The sequence below is a fragment of the Acidovorax sp. GW821-FHT10E03 genome (assembly GCF_059415205.1).
Map to the genome: position 1 here is coordinate 109,470 of NZ_JBWKMU010000012.1, position 16,839 is coordinate 126,308.

Here is a 16,839-nt window from a genome sequence, read left to right on the forward strand (position 1 = left end):
AGGCCGCATCGGGTTTATGGCTACCAAAAATGATGTGTCCCCAATAAAAATGATGAGCTGATCTGTAGCTATTGATTAAGAATCTGACCCTAATTAATGTGCTTGCCAAAAGATGTTGCAATGCACTAATCTTCCACTCCCTGCGAAAAATATGAGGAGTGCGCCATGACCACGGCTGCCGAGATCCAGCATCTGCAACAACACGGTTTGTATTCATCGGGTAACGAGCACGACGCCTGCGGGCTCGGCTTCGTGGCCCACATCAAGGGTGAAAAGCGCCACGACATCGTGACGCAGGCCCTGAAGATCCTGGAGAACATCGACCACCGCGGGGCGGTGGGTGCCGACAAGCTCATGGGTGACGGTGCCGGCATCCTGATCCAGATTCCCGACGCGCTGTACCGCGAGGAAATGGCGAAGCTGGGCGTCACGCTGCCCGCCGCCGGTGAATACGGCGTGGGCATGATCTTCCTGCCCAAGGAGCATGCCTCGCGCCTGGCTTGCGAGCAGGAGATGGAGCGCGCCATCAGGGCCGAAGGCCAGGTGCTGCTCGGCTGGCGCGATGTGCCGGTGAACCGCGACATGCCCATGTCGCCCACCGTGCGCAAGAAGGAGCCCATCCTGCGCCAGGTGTTCATCGGCCGTGGCAACGATGTGATCGTGCAGGACGCGCTGGAGCGCAAGCTGTACGTGATCCGCAAGACCGCCAGCGCCAACATCCAGGCGCTGAAGCTCAAGCACAGCAAAGAGTACTACGTGCCGAGCATGTCCAGCCGCACCGTGGTCTACAAGGGCCTGCTGCTGGCCGACCAGGTGGGCACCTACTACCTGGACCTGCAGGACGAGCGCTGCATCTCGGCCGTGGGCCTGGTGCACCAGCGTTTTTCCACCAACACATTCCCCGAGTGGCCCCTGGCCCACCCGTACCGCTACGTGGCGCACAACGGTGAAATCAACACCGTCAAGGGCAACTACAACTGGATGAAGGCGCGCGAAGGCGTGATGGCCTCGCCCGTGCTCGCGGCCGACCTGCAAAAGCTCTATCCCATCAGCTTCGCTGACCAGTCCGACACCGCCACGTTCGACAACTGCCTCGAACTGCTGACCATGGCCGGCTACCCCATCAGCCAGGCCGTGATGATGATGATCCCCGAGCCCTGGGAACAGCACACCACCATGGACGAGCGCCGCCGCGCCTTCTATGAATACCACGCCGCCATGCTCGAGCCCTGGGACGGCCCGGCGTCCATCGTGTTCACCGACGGCCGCCAGATCGGCGCCACGCTGGACCGCAACGGCCTGCGCCCTTCGCGCTACTGCATCACCGATGACGATCTGGTCATCATGGGCTCGGAATCCGGCGTGCTGCCCATCCCCGAGAACAAGATCGTGCGCAAATGGCGCCTGCAGCCCGGCAAGATGTTCCTGATCGACCTGGAACAGGGCCGCATGATCGACGACGACGAGCTGAAAGCCAACATCGTCAACACCAAGCCCTACAAGCAGTGGATCGAGAACCTGCGCATCAAGCTCGACAGCGTGGGCACCGACACCGCGTCCACCCCTGAGGCCGCACCCTTGCCGCTGCTCGACCGCCAGCAGGCCTTCGGCTACACGCAGGAAGACATCAAGTTCCTGATGGCCCCCATGGCCAGGAACGGCGAAGAAGGCATCGGCTCCATGGGCAACGACAGCCCGCTGGCCGTGCTCTCGGGCAAGAACAAGCCGCTGTACAACTACTTCAAGCAGCTGTTCGCGCAGGTGACGAACCCGCCGATCGACCCGATCCGCGAGGCCATCGTGATGTCGCTCAACAGCTTCATCGGCCCCAAGCCGAACCTGCTGGACATCAACCAGGTCAACCCACCGATGCGGCTCGAAGTGAGCCAGCCCGTGCTGGACTTCGCCGACATGGCCAAGCTGCGCAACATCGAGAAGTACACGCAGGGCAAGTTCAAGAGCGCCACCATCGACATCACCTACCCGCTGGACTGGGGCCGTGAGGGCGTGGAAGCCAAGCTCGCCTCGCTGTGCGCGCAGGCCGTGGACGCCATCAAGGGCGGCGCCAACATCCTGATCGTCAGCGACCGTGCCGTGAGCGCCACCCAGGTGGCCATCCCCGCGCTGCTGGCCCTGTCGGCCATCCACCAGCATCTGGTGGGCGCAGGCCTGCGCACCACGGCCGGCCTGGTGGTCGAGACCGGCACCGCGCGCGAAGTGCACCACTTCGCCGTGCTGGGCGGCTACGGCGCCGAGGCCGTGCACCCCTACCTGGCCATGGAAACCCTGGCCGACATGCACAAGGACCTCGCGGGCGACCTGTCGGCCGACAAGGCCATCTACAACTACGTCAAGGCCATCGGCAAGGGCCTGTCCAAGATCATGTCCAAGATGGGCGTGAGCACGTACATGAGCTACTGCGGTGCCCAGCTGTTCGAGGCCATCGGCCTGAACACGGAAACCGTGGGCAAGTACTTCACCGGCACCGCCAGCCGCGTGGAAGGCATCGGCGTCTTCGAGATCGCCGAGGAAGCCATCCGCATGCACAAGGCCGCCTTCGGTGACGACCCGGTGCTCGAGACCATGCTGGACGCCGGTGGCGAATATGCCTGGCGCGCCCGTGGCGAAGAGCACATGTGGAGCCCCGATGCGATCGCCAAGCTGCAGCACAGCACGCGCGCCAACAACTGGAACACGTACAAGGAATACGCACAGATCATCAACGACCAGAGCAAGCGCCACATGACGCTGCGCGGCCTGTTCGAGTTCAAGATCGACCCTGCCAAGGCCATCCCCGTGGACGAGGTCGAGCCCGCCAAGGAAATCGTCAAGCGCTTCGCCACGGGCGCCATGTCCCTGGGCTCCATCTCCACCGAGGCGCATGCCACGCTGGCCGTGGCCATGAACCGCATCGGCGGCAAGAGCAACACCGGCGAGGGCGGCGAGGACGCCGCGCGCTACCGCAACGAACTCAAGGGCATCCCGATCAAGCAGGGCGATACGCTCAAGAGCGTGATCGGCGCCGAGAACGTCGAAGTCGACCTGCCCCTGCAGGATGGCGACTCCCTGCGCAGCCGCATCAAGCAGGTGGCTTCGGGCCGCTTCGGGGTCACGGCCGAATACCTGTCGTCGGCCGACCAGATCCAGATCAAGATGGCCCAGGGCGCCAAGCCCGGCGAAGGCGGCCAGCTGCCTGGCGGCAAGGTCTCCAACTACATCGGCAAGCTGCGCCACAGCGTGCCCGGCGTGGGCCTGATCTCGCCCCCGCCGCACCATGACATCTACTCCATCGAAGATCTGGCCCAGCTCATCCACGACCTGAAGAACGTGGCGCCGCACGCCAGCATCAGCACCAAGCTGGTGTCCGAAGTCGGCGTGGGCACCATCGCCGCGGGTGTGACCAAGTGCAAGAGCGACCACCTCGTGATCGCCGGCCATGACGGCGGCACGGGCGCATCGCCCTGGTCGTCCATCAAGCATGCTGGCGGCCCCTGGGAGATCGGCCTGGCCGAAACCCAGCAGACCCTGGTGCTCAACCGTCTGCGCGGCCGCGTGCGCGTGCAGGCCGACGGCCAGATGAAGACCGGCCGCGACGTCGCCATCGGCGCGCTGCTCGGTGCCGACGAGTTCGGCTTCGCCACGGCACCCCTGGTGGTCGAGGGCTGCATCATGATGCGCAAGTGCCACCTGAACACCTGCCCGGTGGGTGTGGCCACGCAGGACCCCGCGCTGCGCGCCAAGTTCTCGGGCAAGCCCGAGCACGTGGTCAACTACTTCTTCTTCATCGCCGAGGAAGTGCGCCAGATCATGGCCCAGCTGGGCATCCGCAAGTTCGACGACCTGATCGGCCGCACCGATCTGCTCGACATGCGCCAGGGACTGGAACACTGGAAGGCACGTGGCCTGGACTTCAGCCGCCTGTTCGCCCAGCCCAACGTGCCCGCCGATGTGCCGCGCTTCCACGTGGATGTGCAGGACCACAACATCGAGCACACGCTGGACCGCAAGCTCATCGAGCGCAGCAAGCCCGCCATTGAAAAGGGCGAGCGCGTGCAATTCATCGAGGTGGCGCGCAACGTGAACCGCTCCGTGGGCGCCATGCTCTCCGGTGCCGTGACGCGCGTGCACCCCGAGGGCCTGCCGGACGACACCATCCGCATCCAGCTCGAAGGCACGGGCGGGCAGTCGTTCGGTGCGTTCCTCACGCGCGGCATCACGCTGTACCTGATCGGCGACGCCAACGACTACACGGGCAAGGGCCTGTCGGGCGGCCGCGTGATCGTGCGCCCCAGCATCGACTTCCGCGGCGACGCGGTGCGCAACACCATCGTGGGGAACACCGTGATGTACGGTGCCACCACGGGTGAAGCCTTCTTCAGCGGCGTGGCGGGCGAGCGCTTCGCGGTGCGCCTGTCGGGTGCCACGGCGGTGGTCGAAGGCACGGGCGACCACGGCTGCGAATACATGACCGGCGGCACGGTGGTGGTGCTGGGCAAGACGGGCCGCAACTTCGCCGCGGGCATGAGCGGCGGTGTGGCCTATGTCTATGACGAGGACGGCCAGTTCGACACGCGCTGCAACATGGCCATGGTCAGCCTGGAGCGCATCCTTCCGGCTGAAGAGCAGAAGGCCAGCGTGCCCCGCGCCATCTGGCACAACGGCCAGACCGACGAGGCGCAGCTCAAGAAGCTGCTGGAGGACCACAACCGCTGGACGGGCAGCAAGCGTGCGCGCGAGCTCCTGGACAACTGGGCGGCGTCGCGCAGCAAGTTCGTCAAGGTCTTCCCGACCGAGTACAAGCGTGCGTTGGCTGAAATTTATGAACGAAAAGTGCTGGAGGAGTCCGCTACGCCAGCGGTAGCTGCTACCAAAAAAGAAGCGGTCCCCGCCAAGTAAGGCGATGCCGCAGAGACCAGCACAGCATTCATAGACAAGGACATCGTCATGGGAAAAACTACCGGCTTCATGGAATACGAGCGCATCGAAGAGGGCTACAAGCCCGTGCCCGAGCGCTTGAAGCACTACAAGGAATTCGTCATCGGCCTCGACGAGAGCCAGGCCAAGGTGCAGGGCGCGCGCTGCATGGACTGCGGCACGCCGTTCTGCAACAACGGCTGCCCGGTCAACAACATCATTCCGGACTTCAACGACCTGGTGTACCACCAGGACTGGAAGAGCGCGATCGAGGTGCTGCACAGCACCAACAACTTCCCCGAGTTCACCGGCCGCATCTGCCCGGCGCCTTGCGAGGCGGCCTGCGTGCTCAACGTGAACGACGACGCCGTGGGCATCAAGTCCATCGAGCACGCCATCATCGACCGGGCCTGGGACGAAGGCTGGGTGCAGGCGCGTCCTGCCAAGCACCAGACCGGCAAGAAGGTGGCCGTGGTGGGCTCGGGCCCAGCCGGCATGGCGGCCGCGCAGCAACTGGCGCGCGCCGGACACAGCGTCACGCTGTTCGAGAAGAATGACCGCGTGGGCGGCCTGCTGCGCTACGGCATCCCGGACTTCAAGATGGAGAAGTCGCACATCGACCGCCGCGTCAAGCAGCTCGAAGCCGAAGGCGTGGTCATTCGCACCAGCGTGTTCGTGGGCGCGCCCAAGGACGGCCTGGGCAAGGGCTCCAAGGTCACCAACTGGGCCAAGGAAACCGTCACGCCCGAGCAGCTCCACAAGGAGTTCGATGCCGTGCTGTTGACCGGCGGCGCCGAGCAGTCGCGCGACCTGCCCGTGCCCGGCCGCGACCTCGACGGCATCCACTTCGCCATGGAATTCCTGCCCCAGCAGAACAAGGTCAACGCGGGCGACAAGCTCAAGGGACAGCTGCGCGCGGACGGCAAGCACGTCATCGTGATCGGCGGCGGCGACACCGGCAGCGACTGCGTGGGCACGAGCAACCGCCACGGTGCGGCGAGCGTCACGCAGTTCGAGCTGATGCCCCAGCCCCCCGAAGAAGAAAACCGCCCCATGACCTGGCCCTACTGGCCGATCAAGCTGCGCACCAGCTCCAGCCATGAAGAGGGCTGCGAGCGCGAGTTCGCGATCTCCACCAAGGAGTTCATCGGCGACGGGAAAGACGGAAAGTCCGGCAAGGTCACCGGCCTCAAGACCGTGCGCGTCGAGTGGAAGGACGGCAAGATGGTCGAGGTGGCCGGCTCCGAGCAGATCCTCAAGGCGGACCTCGTGCTGCTGGCCATGGGTTTCGTGAGCCCCGTGGCCGCCGTGCTGGAGGCGTTTGGCGTGGACAAGGATGCCCGCGGCAACGCCCGCGCCACCACGGACTTCGATGGCGGCTACGCGACCAACGCGCCCAAGGTGTTTGCCGCCGGCGACATCCGCCGGGGCCAGTCGCTGGTGGTGTGGGCCATTCGTGAAGGCCGCCAGGCCGCCCGTGCCGTGGATGAATTCCTGATGGGATATTCCGACCTGCCGCGCTGAGGCAGTGTCGCACTGCAACAACGGCGCCCTGGGGCGCCGTTTTTTTTCGCCCGAGGGAGCGCGGCGCCACCGGCGCGGCCAGGACGCCCGTCGGTCAGGGCCTTGGAGCAGAGCGCAGCGGATGGCGGCCTTTATTGGCACAATCGGTGCCTGTCAATCCGGGGTTGCCGCACGCGGGATAGCTCCCGTGGCCCCGCCGGCGGCGGTGTTGAAACGCAAACATACATGAATGTATGTTTCTTCAGCTACCATCGCCGCTGTGTGAGCGCAGCATGTTCCCATGCGTCGCGGCCGCCCGTTCTCCGGATTTCCGAACCCCTTCCATTGCATGCCTGAGTCTTCCTGTCTTGCCGAATTGCGCAATGTCACGTTCTCCTACGGTGACCGCGTCATCCTGCGCGACGTGACATTGGCGGTGCCCAGGGGCAAGGTGACGGCGCTGATGGGTGCCTCCGGAGGGGGCAAGACCACGGTGCTGCGCCTGATCGGCGGCCAGCAGCGCGCGCAGGCTGGCCAGGTGCTCCTGAATGGCGACGACGTGGGGCGCATGGACACCCGCCAGCTCTATGCAGCGCGCCGCCGCATGGGCATGCTGTTCCAGTTCGGGGCGCTGTTCACGGATCTGAGCGTGTTCGAGAACGTGGCGTTCCCGCTGCGCGAGCACACCGACCTGTCCGAGGCGCTGATCCGGGACGTGGTGCTGATGAAGCTCCATGCCGTGGGCCTGCGCGGCGCGCGCGACCTGATGCCCAGCCAGATTTCCGGGGGCATGGCGCGGCGCGTGGCGCTGGCGCGTGCCATTGCGCTAGACCCCGAACTGGTGATGTATGACGAGCCGTTTGCGGGGCTGGACCCCATTTCCCTGGGGACGGCGGCGCAGCTGATCCGTCAGCTCAACGATGCCCTGGGCCTCACGAGCATCGTGGTCTCGCACGACCTGGAAGAGACCTTCCGGCTTGCGGACCATGTGATCATTCTGGGCGCGGGCGTGGTGGCCGCGCAGGGCACGCCCGACGAGGTGCGGGCGAGCGCCGACCCGCTGGTCCACCAGTTCGTGAACGCGCTGCCGACCGGGCCCGTGCCGTTTCACTACGCGGGCCCGACCGTGGAGCAGGACTTCGGTCCGTTCGGGGGGCGGGTGCTATGAGCTGGTACAAGCCGTCCGACGTGGGCTTTGCCGTGCGCCAGAAACTGTCCGATATCGGCATGGCCGCCCGCCTGTTCGCGCGGCTGCTGCAGCTGGTGGGCGCGGCCTTCATGCGGCCATCGCTGGTGCGCGACCAGATCCATTTTTTGGGCAACTACTCGCTGGCCATCATCGCGGTGTCGGGCCTGTTCGTGGGTTTTGTCCTGGGCCTGCAGGGCTACTACACGCTGCAGCGGTACGGGGCTTCCGAAGCCCTGGGGATGCTGGTGGCGCTGTCGCTGGTGCGTGAGCTCGGGCCCGTGGTGACGGCCCTGCTGTTCGCCGGCCGCGCGGGCACCTCGCTCACGGCCGAGATCGGCCTCATGCGCGCGGGCGAGCAGCTTTCCGCCATGGAGATGATGGCCGTGGACCCGGTGCGCCGCATCCTCGCGCCGCGGTTCTGGGCCGGTGTGATCACCATGCCCCTGCTGGCGGCGGTGTTCAGCGCCGTGGGGGTGGCCGGCGGGTGGATCGTGGGCGTGCTCATGATCGGTGTCGACCACGGGGCGTTCTGGAGCCAGATGCAGGGCGGCGTGGACGTCTGGCGCGATCTGGGCAACGGCGTGATCAAGAGCGTGGTCTTCGGCTTCACCGTCACGTTCGTGGCGCTGCTGCAGGGGTATGCCGCCAAGCCCACGCCCGAAGGCGTGGCGCGCGCCACTACCCGCACGGTGGTCATGGCGTCCCTGGCCGTGCTGGCGCTGGACTTCGTGCTCACGGCCCTGATGTTCAGTATCTGAGGCGGGCCCGAAAAGCCGCCGGAGTGGAGAAATCAAACAATGCAACCATCCAAAAACGATCTCTGGGTAGGGCTGTTCGTCATGCTCGGCACGGTGGCGCTGGTCTTCCTGGCGCTGCAGTCGGCCAACCTGCTGAGCCTGAACTTCCAGCCCGGCTACCGCATCACCGCGCGCTTTGACAACATTGGCGGCCTCAAGCCCCAGGCCGCGGTGCGCGGTGCCGGCGTGGTGGTGGGCCGTGTGGAGTCCATCACGTTCGACGACAAGACCTACCAGGCGCGGGTGACGCTGGCGATGGAAAACCGCTACGCTTTCCCCAAGGACAGCTCCCTCAAGATCCTCACCAGCGGCCTGCTGGGTGAACAGTACATCGGCATCGAGGCCGGTGCCGACGAGAAGAACCTGGTGGCGGGCGACATGGTCACCGCCACGCAGTCGGCCGTGGTCCTCGAGAACCTGATCGGACAATTCCTCTACAACAAGGCCGAAGACGGCAGCAACAGCAAGCCCGCAGGGGCAGGTGACAAGAAATGACGACGATGACCAAGCTTTCCCAACCCGCCGCCCGCGCCGCCGCGTGGCTGGCCTTTCTGCTGGGAGCGGCACTGCTCACGGGCTGCGCCACGGTGGCCAACCCGGACCCGCGCGACCCGCTGGAGTCCTACAACCGCAGCATGACCAACTTCAACGAGCAGGTCGATGCGATGGTGCTCAAGCCGGTGGCGATTGCCTACAAGGAAGCCACGCCCGCACCGGTGCGCACGGGCGTCAGCAACTTCTTCGCCAACGTGGGAGATGTGTGGTCGTTCGTGAACAACGTGCTGCAATTGCGGGCGGAAGCCGCCGCGTCCACCTTCATGCGCGTCAACGTGAACACCTTCATGGGCCTGGGCGGCGTGCTCGATATCGCCAGCGAACTGGGCATCGACCGCTACAAGCAGGATTTCGGCCTCACGCTGGGGTACTGGGGCATGGGCACGGGCCCGTACCTGGTGCTGCCGATCCTGGGCCCCTCCACCGTGCGCGACACGCTGGCCCTGCCCGTCGACTGGAAGGGCAACGCGGTGAGCTATGTGGACCCGGTATCGGCCCGCAATGCGCTGTATGCACTGCGTGCCGTGGACGTGCGCGCCAACCTGCTGCGCGCGGGGTCCGTGCTCGACAGCGCCGCCCTGGACAAGTACAGCTTCACCCGCGACGTGTTCCTGCAGGTGCGCAGCCAGCAGCAGGCGGGCACGGCGCAAAATGGCGATGACAAGGACGAGCGCAACGCCAATGATGGCGTGTTGCCCGAAGAGCCTCCGCGCTGAGGCGGTGGCGCAATCCGTGGCGGGCCATGTCCGGGGCAGGCGTGTTGCACTTGCTTGCAATCCGCAACCCGCGCGACGCACGGGGCCTGCGCTGGCCGCCCACAATGAATGAACGCCGGGTGCCACCGGCGCCCGCAGCTCCCGAGAAAGTAGAAGACATCATGACGATGAACCGACGTACCCTGGGCCACATGGCCCTGTGCCTGACGGCCGTGGCCGCGCTGGGCGCCGCGCCCCTGGCCGCCCTGGCCGCGGATGAAGCTCCCGATGCGCTGATCAAGCGCCTGTCGGCCGATGTGCTCAGCACCGTGAAGGCGGACAAGGCCATCCAGAGCGGCGACCTGGCAAAGATCATCGCGCTGGTGGACAAGACCGTGATGCCCAACGTGAACTTCCGCCGCATGACCGCCGCGGCGGTGGGCCCCGGCTGGCGCCAGGCCACCCCCGAGCAGCAAAAGCGCCTGCAGGACGAGTTCAAGGTCCTGCTGGTGCGCACCTACGCGGGGGCGCTGGCGCAGGTGAACGACCAGACCATCCAAGTCAAGCCCCTGCGGGCCGCCCCGGAGGACAAGGACGTGCTGGTGCGCACCGAAATCGTCGGCCGTGGCGATCCGATCCAGCTGGACTACCGGCTGGAAAAAACCCCCGGCGACGGTGCGGGATGGAAAATCTACAACCTGAACGTGCTGGGCGTGTGGCTGGTGGAAACCTACCGCGGCCAGTTCGCGCAGGAGATCAACGCCAAGGGCATCGACGGCCTGATCGAGACACTGGTGGCCCGCAACAAGAGCAATGCCGGCGCCAAGGGCTGAAATGGCACACCGGTTTCATGCGCCGCGGCCGGCGCGCGGCACCATGGGGCACTGACATGCTGGTATTACCCGCCGAACTGACCCACCGCCAGGCCACGGTGTGCCTGCACATGCTGCTGCAGGGCCTGAAGGCGCACCGCGAGCCCTGCGTCATGGTGGATGCCCATGCGCTGGCGGTGTTTGACACGTCGGCGCTGGCGGTGCTGCTCGAGTGCCGGCGCGAAGCGATCGACGATGGCAAGACCTTTGCCGTCCAAGGCCTGCCCGCCGCCCTGCGCAGCCTGGCGGGGCTGTATGGCGTGGGCACGCTGCTCGCGCCCGCGTCCTGACAGCGGCGGCAGGCCGGGCCGGCGACGGCCCAGGGGCCGTGCCAGACCCCGGTCGGCGCTCTTTGGTGCAAGGCCGTAAAATCAGGGGCTTCATGCCCGCAGTCTCATTCCAAGCCATCTCCAAGACCTTTGCCACGCCCAAAGGCCCTTTCCAGGCACTGAACCAGGTCAGCCTGGACATCGAGGAGGGCGAGTTCTTCGGGCTCCTGGGCCCCAACGGTGCCGGCAAGACCACCCTCATCAGCATTCTCGCGGGCCTGGCCCGTGCCAGCAGCGGCCGTGTGCTGGTGCAGGGCAGCGACGTGCAGGCCGACTTTGCCCAGGCGCGCCGCAAGCTGGGCGTGGTGCCGCAGGAGCTGGTGTTCGACCCCTTCTTCAACGTGCGCGAGTCGCTGCGCATCCAGTCTGGCTACTTCGGCGTGAAGAACAACGAAGCCTGGATCGACGAACTGCTGGAAAACCTGGGCCTGGCCGACAAGGCCACGGCCAACATGCGCCAGCTGTCGGGCGGCATGAAGCGCCGCGTGCTCGTGGCACAGGCGCTGGTGCACAAGCCACCCATCATCGTGCTCGACGAGCCCACTGCGGGCGTGGACGTGGAGTTGCGCCAGACGCTCTGGCATTTCGTGGCGCGCCTGAACAAGGAAGGCCACACCGTGCTGCTGACCACGCACTATCTGGAAGAAGCCGAGGCCCTGTGTGGCCGCATCGCCATGCTCAAGTCGGGCCGCATCGTGGCCCTGAACCGCACGAGCGAGCTGCTGCAGGCGGCCTCCGGCAGCATCCTGCAGTTCAAGACCGATGCGGTCCTGCCGCCTTCGCTCAACGCGCTCGCCCGCGTCACGGGCCGCATCGTGCAGTTGCCCGCGCACGACGCTGCCGAGATCGAAAGCCATCTGGCCGCGCTGCGGGTGGCGGGCGTGGACGTGCATGACATGGAGATCCGCCGGCCCGACCTGGAAGACGTTTTCCTGCAGGTGATGTCGGGCACCTCGGCATCCAATATTCCTCTGGCGGGGGTGGAGGCTGCCGCAGCGCCGGGCCGCCCCAGGCAGGGCGCAGTCCCCTTGGGGGGCGGCGCGGAGACCGCAGTGCCGAGCGTGGGAGCACAACGATGACCGGCTGGCAGACCCTGTTCTACAAGGAGGTGCTGCGCTTCTGGAAGGTGAGCTTCCAGACCGTGGCCGCGCCCGTGCTCACGGCCGTGCTGTACCTGCTGATCTTCGGCCACGTGCTCGAAGACCATGTGAAGGTCTACGACCGCATCAGCTACACCGCCTTCCTGGTGCCGGGCCTCGTGATGATGAGCGTGCTGCAGAACGCCTTCGCCAACAGCTCGTCGAGCCTGATCCAGAGCAAGATCATGGGCAGCCTGGTGTTCGTGCTGCTCACGCCGCTGTCGCACTGGGCCTGGTTCCTGGCCTATGTGGGCTCGTCCATCGTGCGCGGGCTGGTGGTGGGGCTGGGGGTGTTCATCGTCACGCTGGCGTTCGCCCGGCCCGAGTTCGCCGCGCCGCTGTGGATTCTTGCGTTCGCCTTCCTGGGGGCGGCCTTGCTGGCCACGCTGGGGCTGATTGCCGGGCTGTGGGCCGACAAGTTCGACCAGCTCGCGGCGTTCCAGAACTTCGTGGTGGTGCCGATGACGTTCCTCTCGGGCGTGTTCTATTCCATCCAGTCGCTGCCGCCCTTCTGGCAGACCGTGAGCCACCTCAACCCGTTCTTCTACATGATCGACGGTTTCCGCTACGGCTTCTTTGGCCAGAGCGATACCTCGCCGTGGCTCAGCCTCTCCATCGTGGGCGTGGCCTGGCTGGCCGTGAGCGCCCTGGCGGTCCACCTGCTGCGCACCGGCTACAAAATTCGGAATTGACATGACCGCAGACCAACTCAAAGACATCATCGCCGCTGGCCTGGCCTGCGAGCACATCGCGCTCGAGGGTGACGGCCGCCACTGGTACGCCACCATCGTCTCGGCCGAGTTCGAGGGCCGGCGCGCCATCCAGCGGCACCAGCGCGTGTACGCCACGCTGGGCGCCAAAATGCACACCGACGAGGTGCATGCGCTGTCGATGAAGACCTTCACGCCCGCTGAATGGGCCGCGCAGCCCCGGTGATTGCTAGATTGCTCCTCTTTTAATAGCTGCCTGCGCTTGATGGAAAAGCGCTGGCGGCACTTTTTATTCATATTTCTGGTTTCGAGATGGACAAACTCCTGATCCGCGGCGGCCGCCGCCTGCATGGCGAGGTGCTGGTATCCGGCGCCAAGAACGCCGCCCTGCCGGAGTTGTGCGCCGCGCTGCTCACGGCCGAGCCGGTCACGCTGCTGAACGTGCCGCAGCTGCAGGACGTGAGCACCATGCTCACGCTGATCCGCAACATGGGCGTGGCGGCCGCGCGTGCCGACGATGGCACGGTGCGCATCGATGCCAGCGGCCTGAACACGCCCGAGGCGCCGTACGAGCTGGTCAAGACCATGCGCGCGTCGGTGCTCGCCCTGGGTCCGCTGCTGGCGCGCTTCGGCGAGGCCACGGTGTCGCTGCCTGGCGGCTGCGCCATCGGCTCGCGCCCGGTGGACCAGCACATCAAGGGCCTGGCCGCCATGGGCGCCGACATCGTGGTCGAGCACGGCTACATGATCGCCAAGCTGCCCGCAGGCTGGACGCGACTGAAGGGGGCGCGCATCACCACCGACATGGTCACGGTGACGGGCACCGAGAACTTCCTCATGGCCGCCGCGCTGGCCGAGGGCGAGACCGTGCTGGAGAACGCCGCGCAGGAGCCCGAGATCTCCGACCTGGCCGAGATGCTGATTGCCATGGGCGCGAAGATCGAAGGCCACGGCACCAGCCGCATCCGCATCCAGGGCGTCGAGAAGCTGCACGGCTGCACCCACCGCGTGGTGGCCGACCGCATCGAGGCCGGCACCTTCCTGTGCGCCGTGGCCGCCACGGGCGGCGACGTGGTGCTGCGCCATGGGCGCGCCGACCACCTGGACGCCGTGATCGAGAAGCTGCGCGAGGCCGGTGTGCAGGTGCAGGCCGTCGACGGCGGCATCCGCGTGCAGAGCGCGGGCGGCGCCACGCTCAAGGCGCAGGGCTTTCGCACCACCGAGTACCCCGGCTTTCCCACCGACATGCAGGCGCAGTTCATGGCGCTCGACTGCATCGCGCAGGGCACGGCCACGGTGACCGAGACGATTTTTGAAAACCGCTTCATGCACGTCGACGAGCTGGTGCGCCTGGGCGCCAAGATCCAGACCGACGGCAAGGTCGCCATCATTGAGGGCGTGCCCCGCCTGTCGGGCGCCACCGTGATGGCCACCGACCTGCGCGCCTCGGCCAGCCTGGTCATCGCGGGCCTGGTGGCCGACGGCGAAACCATGGTGGACCGCATCTACCACCTGGACCGCGGCTACGACTGCATGGAAGCGAAATTGCGCGGCATCGGCGCGGACATTGAACGGATCACAGCATGAGCAGCAGCATGATTACCCTGGCGCTTTCCAAAGGCCGCATCTTCGACGAAACCCTGCCTTTGCTCGCCGCCGCCGGCATCGAGGTGCTGGAAGACCCCGAAAAGTCGCGCAAGCTGATCCTGCCCACCAACCAGCCCAACGTGCGCGTGGTGCTGGTGCGCGCGACCGACGTGCCTACCTATGTGCAGTACGGCGGCGCCGACATCGGCGTGACCGGCAAGGACACGCTCATCGAACACGGCGGCCAGGGCCTGTACCAGCCGCTGGACCTGCAGATCGCCAAGTGCCGCGTGAGCGTGGCCGTGCGCAACGATTTCGACTACGCCCGTGCCGTCAAGCAGGGTTCGCGCCTGAAGGTCGCCACCAAGTACACCAGCATCGCGCGCGACTTCTTCGCGACCAAGGGCGTGCACGTGGACATGATCAAGCTCTACGGCAGCATGGAACTCGCACCGCTCACCGGGCTGGCCGATGCCATCGTGGACCTGGTCTCCACCGGCAACACGCTCAAGGCCAACCACCTGGTGGAGGTCGAGCGCATCATGGACATCAGCTCGCACCTCGTGGTCAACCAGGCCGCGCTCAAGCTCAAGCAGGCGCCGCTGCGCCGCATCATCGATGCGTTCGCCTCGGCCATTCCTGCGGAAAAGAATTGACCCCTACCCACTGACTGACACTATGACTCTGGTAGCTGCTCCCGCCCGTCTGTCCACCGCTGCGGCCACTTTCGAGGCTGATTTCGCAGCCCGCCTGCACTGGTCGGCCGACACCGACGCGGCCATCGAGCAGCGCGTGGCCGACATCCTGGCCGACGTGCAAAAGCGCGGTGACGCCGCGGTGCTGGAGTACACCGCCCGTTTCGATGGCCTCTCGGCCCCCGATATGGCGGCGCTGGAGCTGACCCAGGCCGACTTCAAGGCCGCGTTCGACGCCATTCCAGAGGCCCAGCGCGACGCGCTGCAGGCTGCCGCCAAACGTGTGCGCAGCTACCACGAGGCGCAGAAAAAAGCCTCGGGCGAGAGCTGGAGCTACCGCGACGAGGACGGCACGCTGCTGGGCCAGAAGGTCACGCCGCTGGACCGCGTGGGCATCTACGTGCCCGGCGGCAAGGCCGCGTACCCGTCCAGCCTGCTGATGAACGCCATCCCGGCCCACGTGGCGGGGGTGCAGGAAATCATCATGGTCGTGCCCACACCGGTGCGCGGCAGCGTGGCCACCGGTGGAACGGGCGAGGGCACTTCGACGAAGGGCGAGCGCAACGAACTGGTGCTGGCCGCCGCCTACGTGGCGGGCGTCACGCGCGCCTTCACCATCGGCGGCGCGCAGGCCGTGGCCGCGCTGGCGTACGGCACCGAAACCGTGCCCAAGGTGGACAAGATCACCGGCCCCGGCAACGCCTACGTGGCCAGCGCCAAGAAGCGCGTGTTCGGCACGGTGGGCATCGACATGATCGCGGGCCCCAGCGAAATCCTGGTGCTGGCCGACGGCAGCACGCCGCCCGACTGGGTGGCGATGGACCTGTTTTCACAGGCCGAACACGACGAGCTGGCCCAGAGCATCCTGCTGTGCCCCGACGCCGCCTACCTCGACGCCGTGCAGCGCGAGATCGACCGCCTTCTGCCCACCATGCCGCGCGCCGAGATCATCGCCAAGAGCCTCACCGGCCGGGGCGCACTGATCCTGACGAAGGACATGGAAGAAGCCTGCGCGATCAGCAACCGCATCGCACCCGAGCACCTGGAGGTGAGCAGCACCGACCCGCACCGCTGGGAGCCGCTGCTGCGCCACGCGGGCGCGATCTTCCTGGGGGCCTACACCAGCGAGTCCTTGGGCGACTACTGCGCGGGCCCCAACCACGTGCTACCCACCAGCGGCACGGCCCGCTTCTCATCGCCTCTGGGCGTGTACGACTTCCAGAAGCGCAGCAGCCTCATCGAGGTGAGCGAGGCCGGTGCCCAGGTGCTGGGCACCATCGCCGCCGAGCTGGCCTATGGCGAGGGCCTGCAGGCCCACGCGCAGGCGGCAGAGATGCGGCTGACGACGCCCCTCAAGCCGCGCTGATCGCACCCCGTGGCAGGGTGCCTGGCGCGGGTGCCGTCGCCTTGGCCTGAGAGGCTGCAGCGGGGGCGGGCGGGCAGGCGGCCCCTGCCACGGACCGGTGCTTCGCCCAGTTCAGGCGGGCGGGCCGGTGGCCTTCGGCGCTCACGCGCAGCCGCACGGGCCCGGTGAACGACAGGCGCTGGCCGGCCTCCAGGAAATAGTCTTCCAGCAGGCCGTCGCAGGTCACCCACACGCGGCCTTGTTCCACTTCGAGCAGGGCCATGTCGCCCGCACGGAAGTCCAGCACCTGGACGGCCTGCAGTGGCGGCAGCGGCTGGCGCTTCCATTGCAGGGTGAGCGGGACCGCTGGCGGGGTCGGCAAAGCGGGCGACGGGAGGGTGGGGGTGTGCAGCGAGTTCATGCCTTCACTGTGCGGCCACCCGCCGTGCGCCGCCAGCCACAGGCATGGACCATCTGGGCCAGTACAGAACCATGTACCAGCCCATCTG

At 66.6% G+C, this 16,839-nt stretch carries 15 protein-coding genes; 14 read left to right on the forward strand and 1 reads right to left on the reverse strand.

The genetic code is table 11. The features are described from left to right. The first annotated feature begins 165 nt into the window (after positions 1-165). From AC07OD_RS20945 to hisD, 14 genes are all read left to right on the forward strand, one after another. Positions 166-4,896, forward strand: a complete 4,731-nt coding sequence (locus AC07OD_RS20945) for a glutamate synthase-related protein (RefSeq protein ID WP_369641644.1) — start codon at positions 166-168, stop codon at positions 4,894-4,896. 48 nt (positions 4,897-4,944) lie between these two features. Beyond that, on the forward strand, positions 4,945-6,438 hold the full coding sequence (locus AC07OD_RS20950; protein ID WP_218293429.1) for a glutamate synthase subunit beta: 1,494 nt from the start codon (positions 4,945-4,947) through the stop codon (positions 6,436-6,438). A 328-nt stretch (positions 6,439-6,766) separates the two neighbouring features. Then, complete coding sequence (locus AC07OD_RS20955; RefSeq protein WP_218293430.1) at positions 6,767-7,585, forward strand: ABC transporter ATP-binding protein; 819 nt, start codon at positions 6,767-6,769, stop codon at positions 7,583-7,585. Continuing rightward, positions 7,582-8,364, forward strand: a complete 783-nt coding sequence (mlaE, locus tag AC07OD_RS20960; RefSeq protein WP_218340336.1) for a lipid asymmetry maintenance ABC transporter permease subunit MlaE — start codon at positions 7,582-7,584, stop codon at positions 8,362-8,364. The genes AC07OD_RS20955 and mlaE overlap by 4 nt, the downstream gene beginning before the upstream one ends. A gap of 39 nt (positions 8,365-8,403) precedes the next feature. Beyond that, positions 8,404-8,898, forward strand: coding sequence for an outer membrane lipid asymmetry maintenance protein MlaD (mlaD, locus tag AC07OD_RS20965; protein WP_218293432.1), 495 nt, complete (start codon positions 8,404-8,406; stop codon positions 8,896-8,898). Positions 8,899-8,903: 5 nt separating this feature from the next. Then, positions 8,904-9,674 (forward strand): MlaA family lipoprotein, encoded by a 771-nt coding sequence (locus AC07OD_RS20970; RefSeq protein ID WP_370627806.1) that lies wholly within the window; start codon positions 8,904-8,906, stop codon positions 9,672-9,674. Between the two features lie 161 nt (positions 9,675-9,835). After that, positions 9,836-10,486 (forward strand): MlaC/ttg2D family ABC transporter substrate-binding protein, encoded by a 651-nt coding sequence (locus tag AC07OD_RS20975; RefSeq protein ID WP_218293434.1) that lies wholly within the window; start codon positions 9,836-9,838, stop codon positions 10,484-10,486. A gap of 56 nt (positions 10,487-10,542) precedes the next feature. Then, on the forward strand, positions 10,543-10,815 hold the full coding sequence (locus tag AC07OD_RS20980) for an STAS domain-containing protein (protein WP_218293435.1): 273 nt from the start codon (positions 10,543-10,545) through the stop codon (positions 10,813-10,815). A gap of 92 nt (positions 10,816-10,907) precedes the next feature. Beyond that, complete coding sequence (locus tag AC07OD_RS20985; protein WP_218293436.1) at positions 10,908-11,933, forward strand: ABC transporter ATP-binding protein; 1,026 nt, start codon at positions 10,908-10,910, stop codon at positions 11,931-11,933. Continuing rightward, entirely contained in the window at positions 11,930-12,685 is a 756-nt protein-coding gene (locus tag AC07OD_RS20990; protein WP_218293437.1) for an ABC transporter permease, read from the forward strand. The genes AC07OD_RS20985 and AC07OD_RS20990 overlap by 4 nt, the downstream gene beginning before the upstream one ends. Before the next feature lies 1 nt (position 12,686). Beyond that, a complete protein-coding gene (locus AC07OD_RS20995) occupies positions 12,687-12,929 on the forward strand; it encodes a BolA family protein (protein ID WP_218293438.1) in 243 nt (80 codons plus the stop codon). 86 nt (positions 12,930-13,015) lie between these two features. Then, positions 13,016-14,290: a UDP-N-acetylglucosamine 1-carboxyvinyltransferase gene (gene murA / locus AC07OD_RS21000; protein WP_218293439.1), complete on the forward strand. Its 1,275-nt coding sequence runs from the start codon at positions 13,016-13,018 to the stop codon at positions 14,288-14,290. Further along, on the forward strand, positions 14,287-14,946 hold the full coding sequence (hisG, locus tag AC07OD_RS21005; RefSeq protein ID WP_370627805.1) for an ATP phosphoribosyltransferase: 660 nt from the start codon (positions 14,287-14,289) through the stop codon (positions 14,944-14,946). The genes murA and hisG overlap by 4 nt, the downstream gene beginning before the upstream one ends. A gap of 22 nt (positions 14,947-14,968) precedes the next feature. Next, on the forward strand, positions 14,969-16,351 hold the full coding sequence (gene hisD, locus AC07OD_RS21010; protein WP_492244188.1) for a histidinol dehydrogenase: 1,383 nt from the start codon (positions 14,969-14,971) through the stop codon (positions 16,349-16,351). Here the strand turns inward: hisD and AC07OD_RS21015 are convergent. Continuing rightward, complete coding sequence (locus AC07OD_RS21015) at positions 16,338-16,751, reverse strand: DUF2917 domain-containing protein (RefSeq protein WP_494597945.1); 414 nt, start codon at positions 16,749-16,751, stop codon at positions 16,338-16,340. The two genes, hisD and AC07OD_RS21015, sit on opposite strands and share 14 nt — an antisense overlap. Between the last annotated feature and the right edge of the window lie 88 nt (positions 16,752-16,839).

What these genes read in the sequence shown, in the direction of transcription:
- AC07OD_RS20945 (WP_369641644.1), top strand. Translation starts at nt 166, where the DNA reads ATGACCACGGCTGCCGAGATCCAGCATCTGCAACAACACGGTTTGTAT.
- AC07OD_RS20950 (WP_218293429.1), top strand. Translation starts at nt 4,945, where the DNA reads ATGGGAAAAACTACCGGCTTCATGGAATACGAGCGCATCGAAGAGGGC.
- AC07OD_RS20955 (WP_218293430.1), top strand. Translation starts at nt 6,767, where the DNA reads ATGCCTGAGTCTTCCTGTCTTGCCGAATTGCGCAATGTCACGTTCTCC.
- mlaE (WP_218340336.1), top strand. Translation starts at nt 7,582, where the DNA reads ATGAGCTGGTACAAGCCGTCCGACGTGGGCTTTGCCGTGCGCCAGAAA.
- mlaD (WP_218293432.1), top strand. Translation starts at nt 8,404, where the DNA reads ATGCAACCATCCAAAAACGATCTCTGGGTAGGGCTGTTCGTCATGCTC.
- AC07OD_RS20970 (WP_370627806.1), top strand. Translation starts at nt 8,904, where the DNA reads ATGACCAAGCTTTCCCAACCCGCCGCCCGCGCCGCCGCGTGGCTGGCC.
- AC07OD_RS20975 (WP_218293434.1), top strand. Translation starts at nt 9,836, where the DNA reads ATGACGATGAACCGACGTACCCTGGGCCACATGGCCCTGTGCCTGACG.
- AC07OD_RS20980 (WP_218293435.1), top strand. Translation starts at nt 10,543, where the DNA reads ATGCTGGTATTACCCGCCGAACTGACCCACCGCCAGGCCACGGTGTGC.
- AC07OD_RS20985 (WP_218293436.1), top strand. Translation starts at nt 10,908, where the DNA reads ATGCCCGCAGTCTCATTCCAAGCCATCTCCAAGACCTTTGCCACGCCC.
- AC07OD_RS20990 (WP_218293437.1), top strand. Translation starts at nt 11,930, where the DNA reads ATGACCGGCTGGCAGACCCTGTTCTACAAGGAGGTGCTGCGCTTCTGG.
- AC07OD_RS20995 (WP_218293438.1), top strand. Translation starts at nt 12,687, where the DNA reads ATGACCGCAGACCAACTCAAAGACATCATCGCCGCTGGCCTGGCCTGC.
- murA (WP_218293439.1), top strand. Translation starts at nt 13,016, where the DNA reads ATGGACAAACTCCTGATCCGCGGCGGCCGCCGCCTGCATGGCGAGGTG.
- hisG (WP_370627805.1), top strand. Translation starts at nt 14,287, where the DNA reads ATGAGCAGCAGCATGATTACCCTGGCGCTTTCCAAAGGCCGCATCTTC.
- hisD (WP_492244188.1), top strand. Translation starts at nt 14,969, where the DNA reads ATGACTCTGGTAGCTGCTCCCGCCCGTCTGTCCACCGCTGCGGCCACT.
- AC07OD_RS21015 (WP_494597945.1), bottom strand. Translation starts at nt 16,751, where the DNA reads ATGAACTCGCTGCACACCCCCACCCTCCCGTCGCCCGCTTTGCCGACC.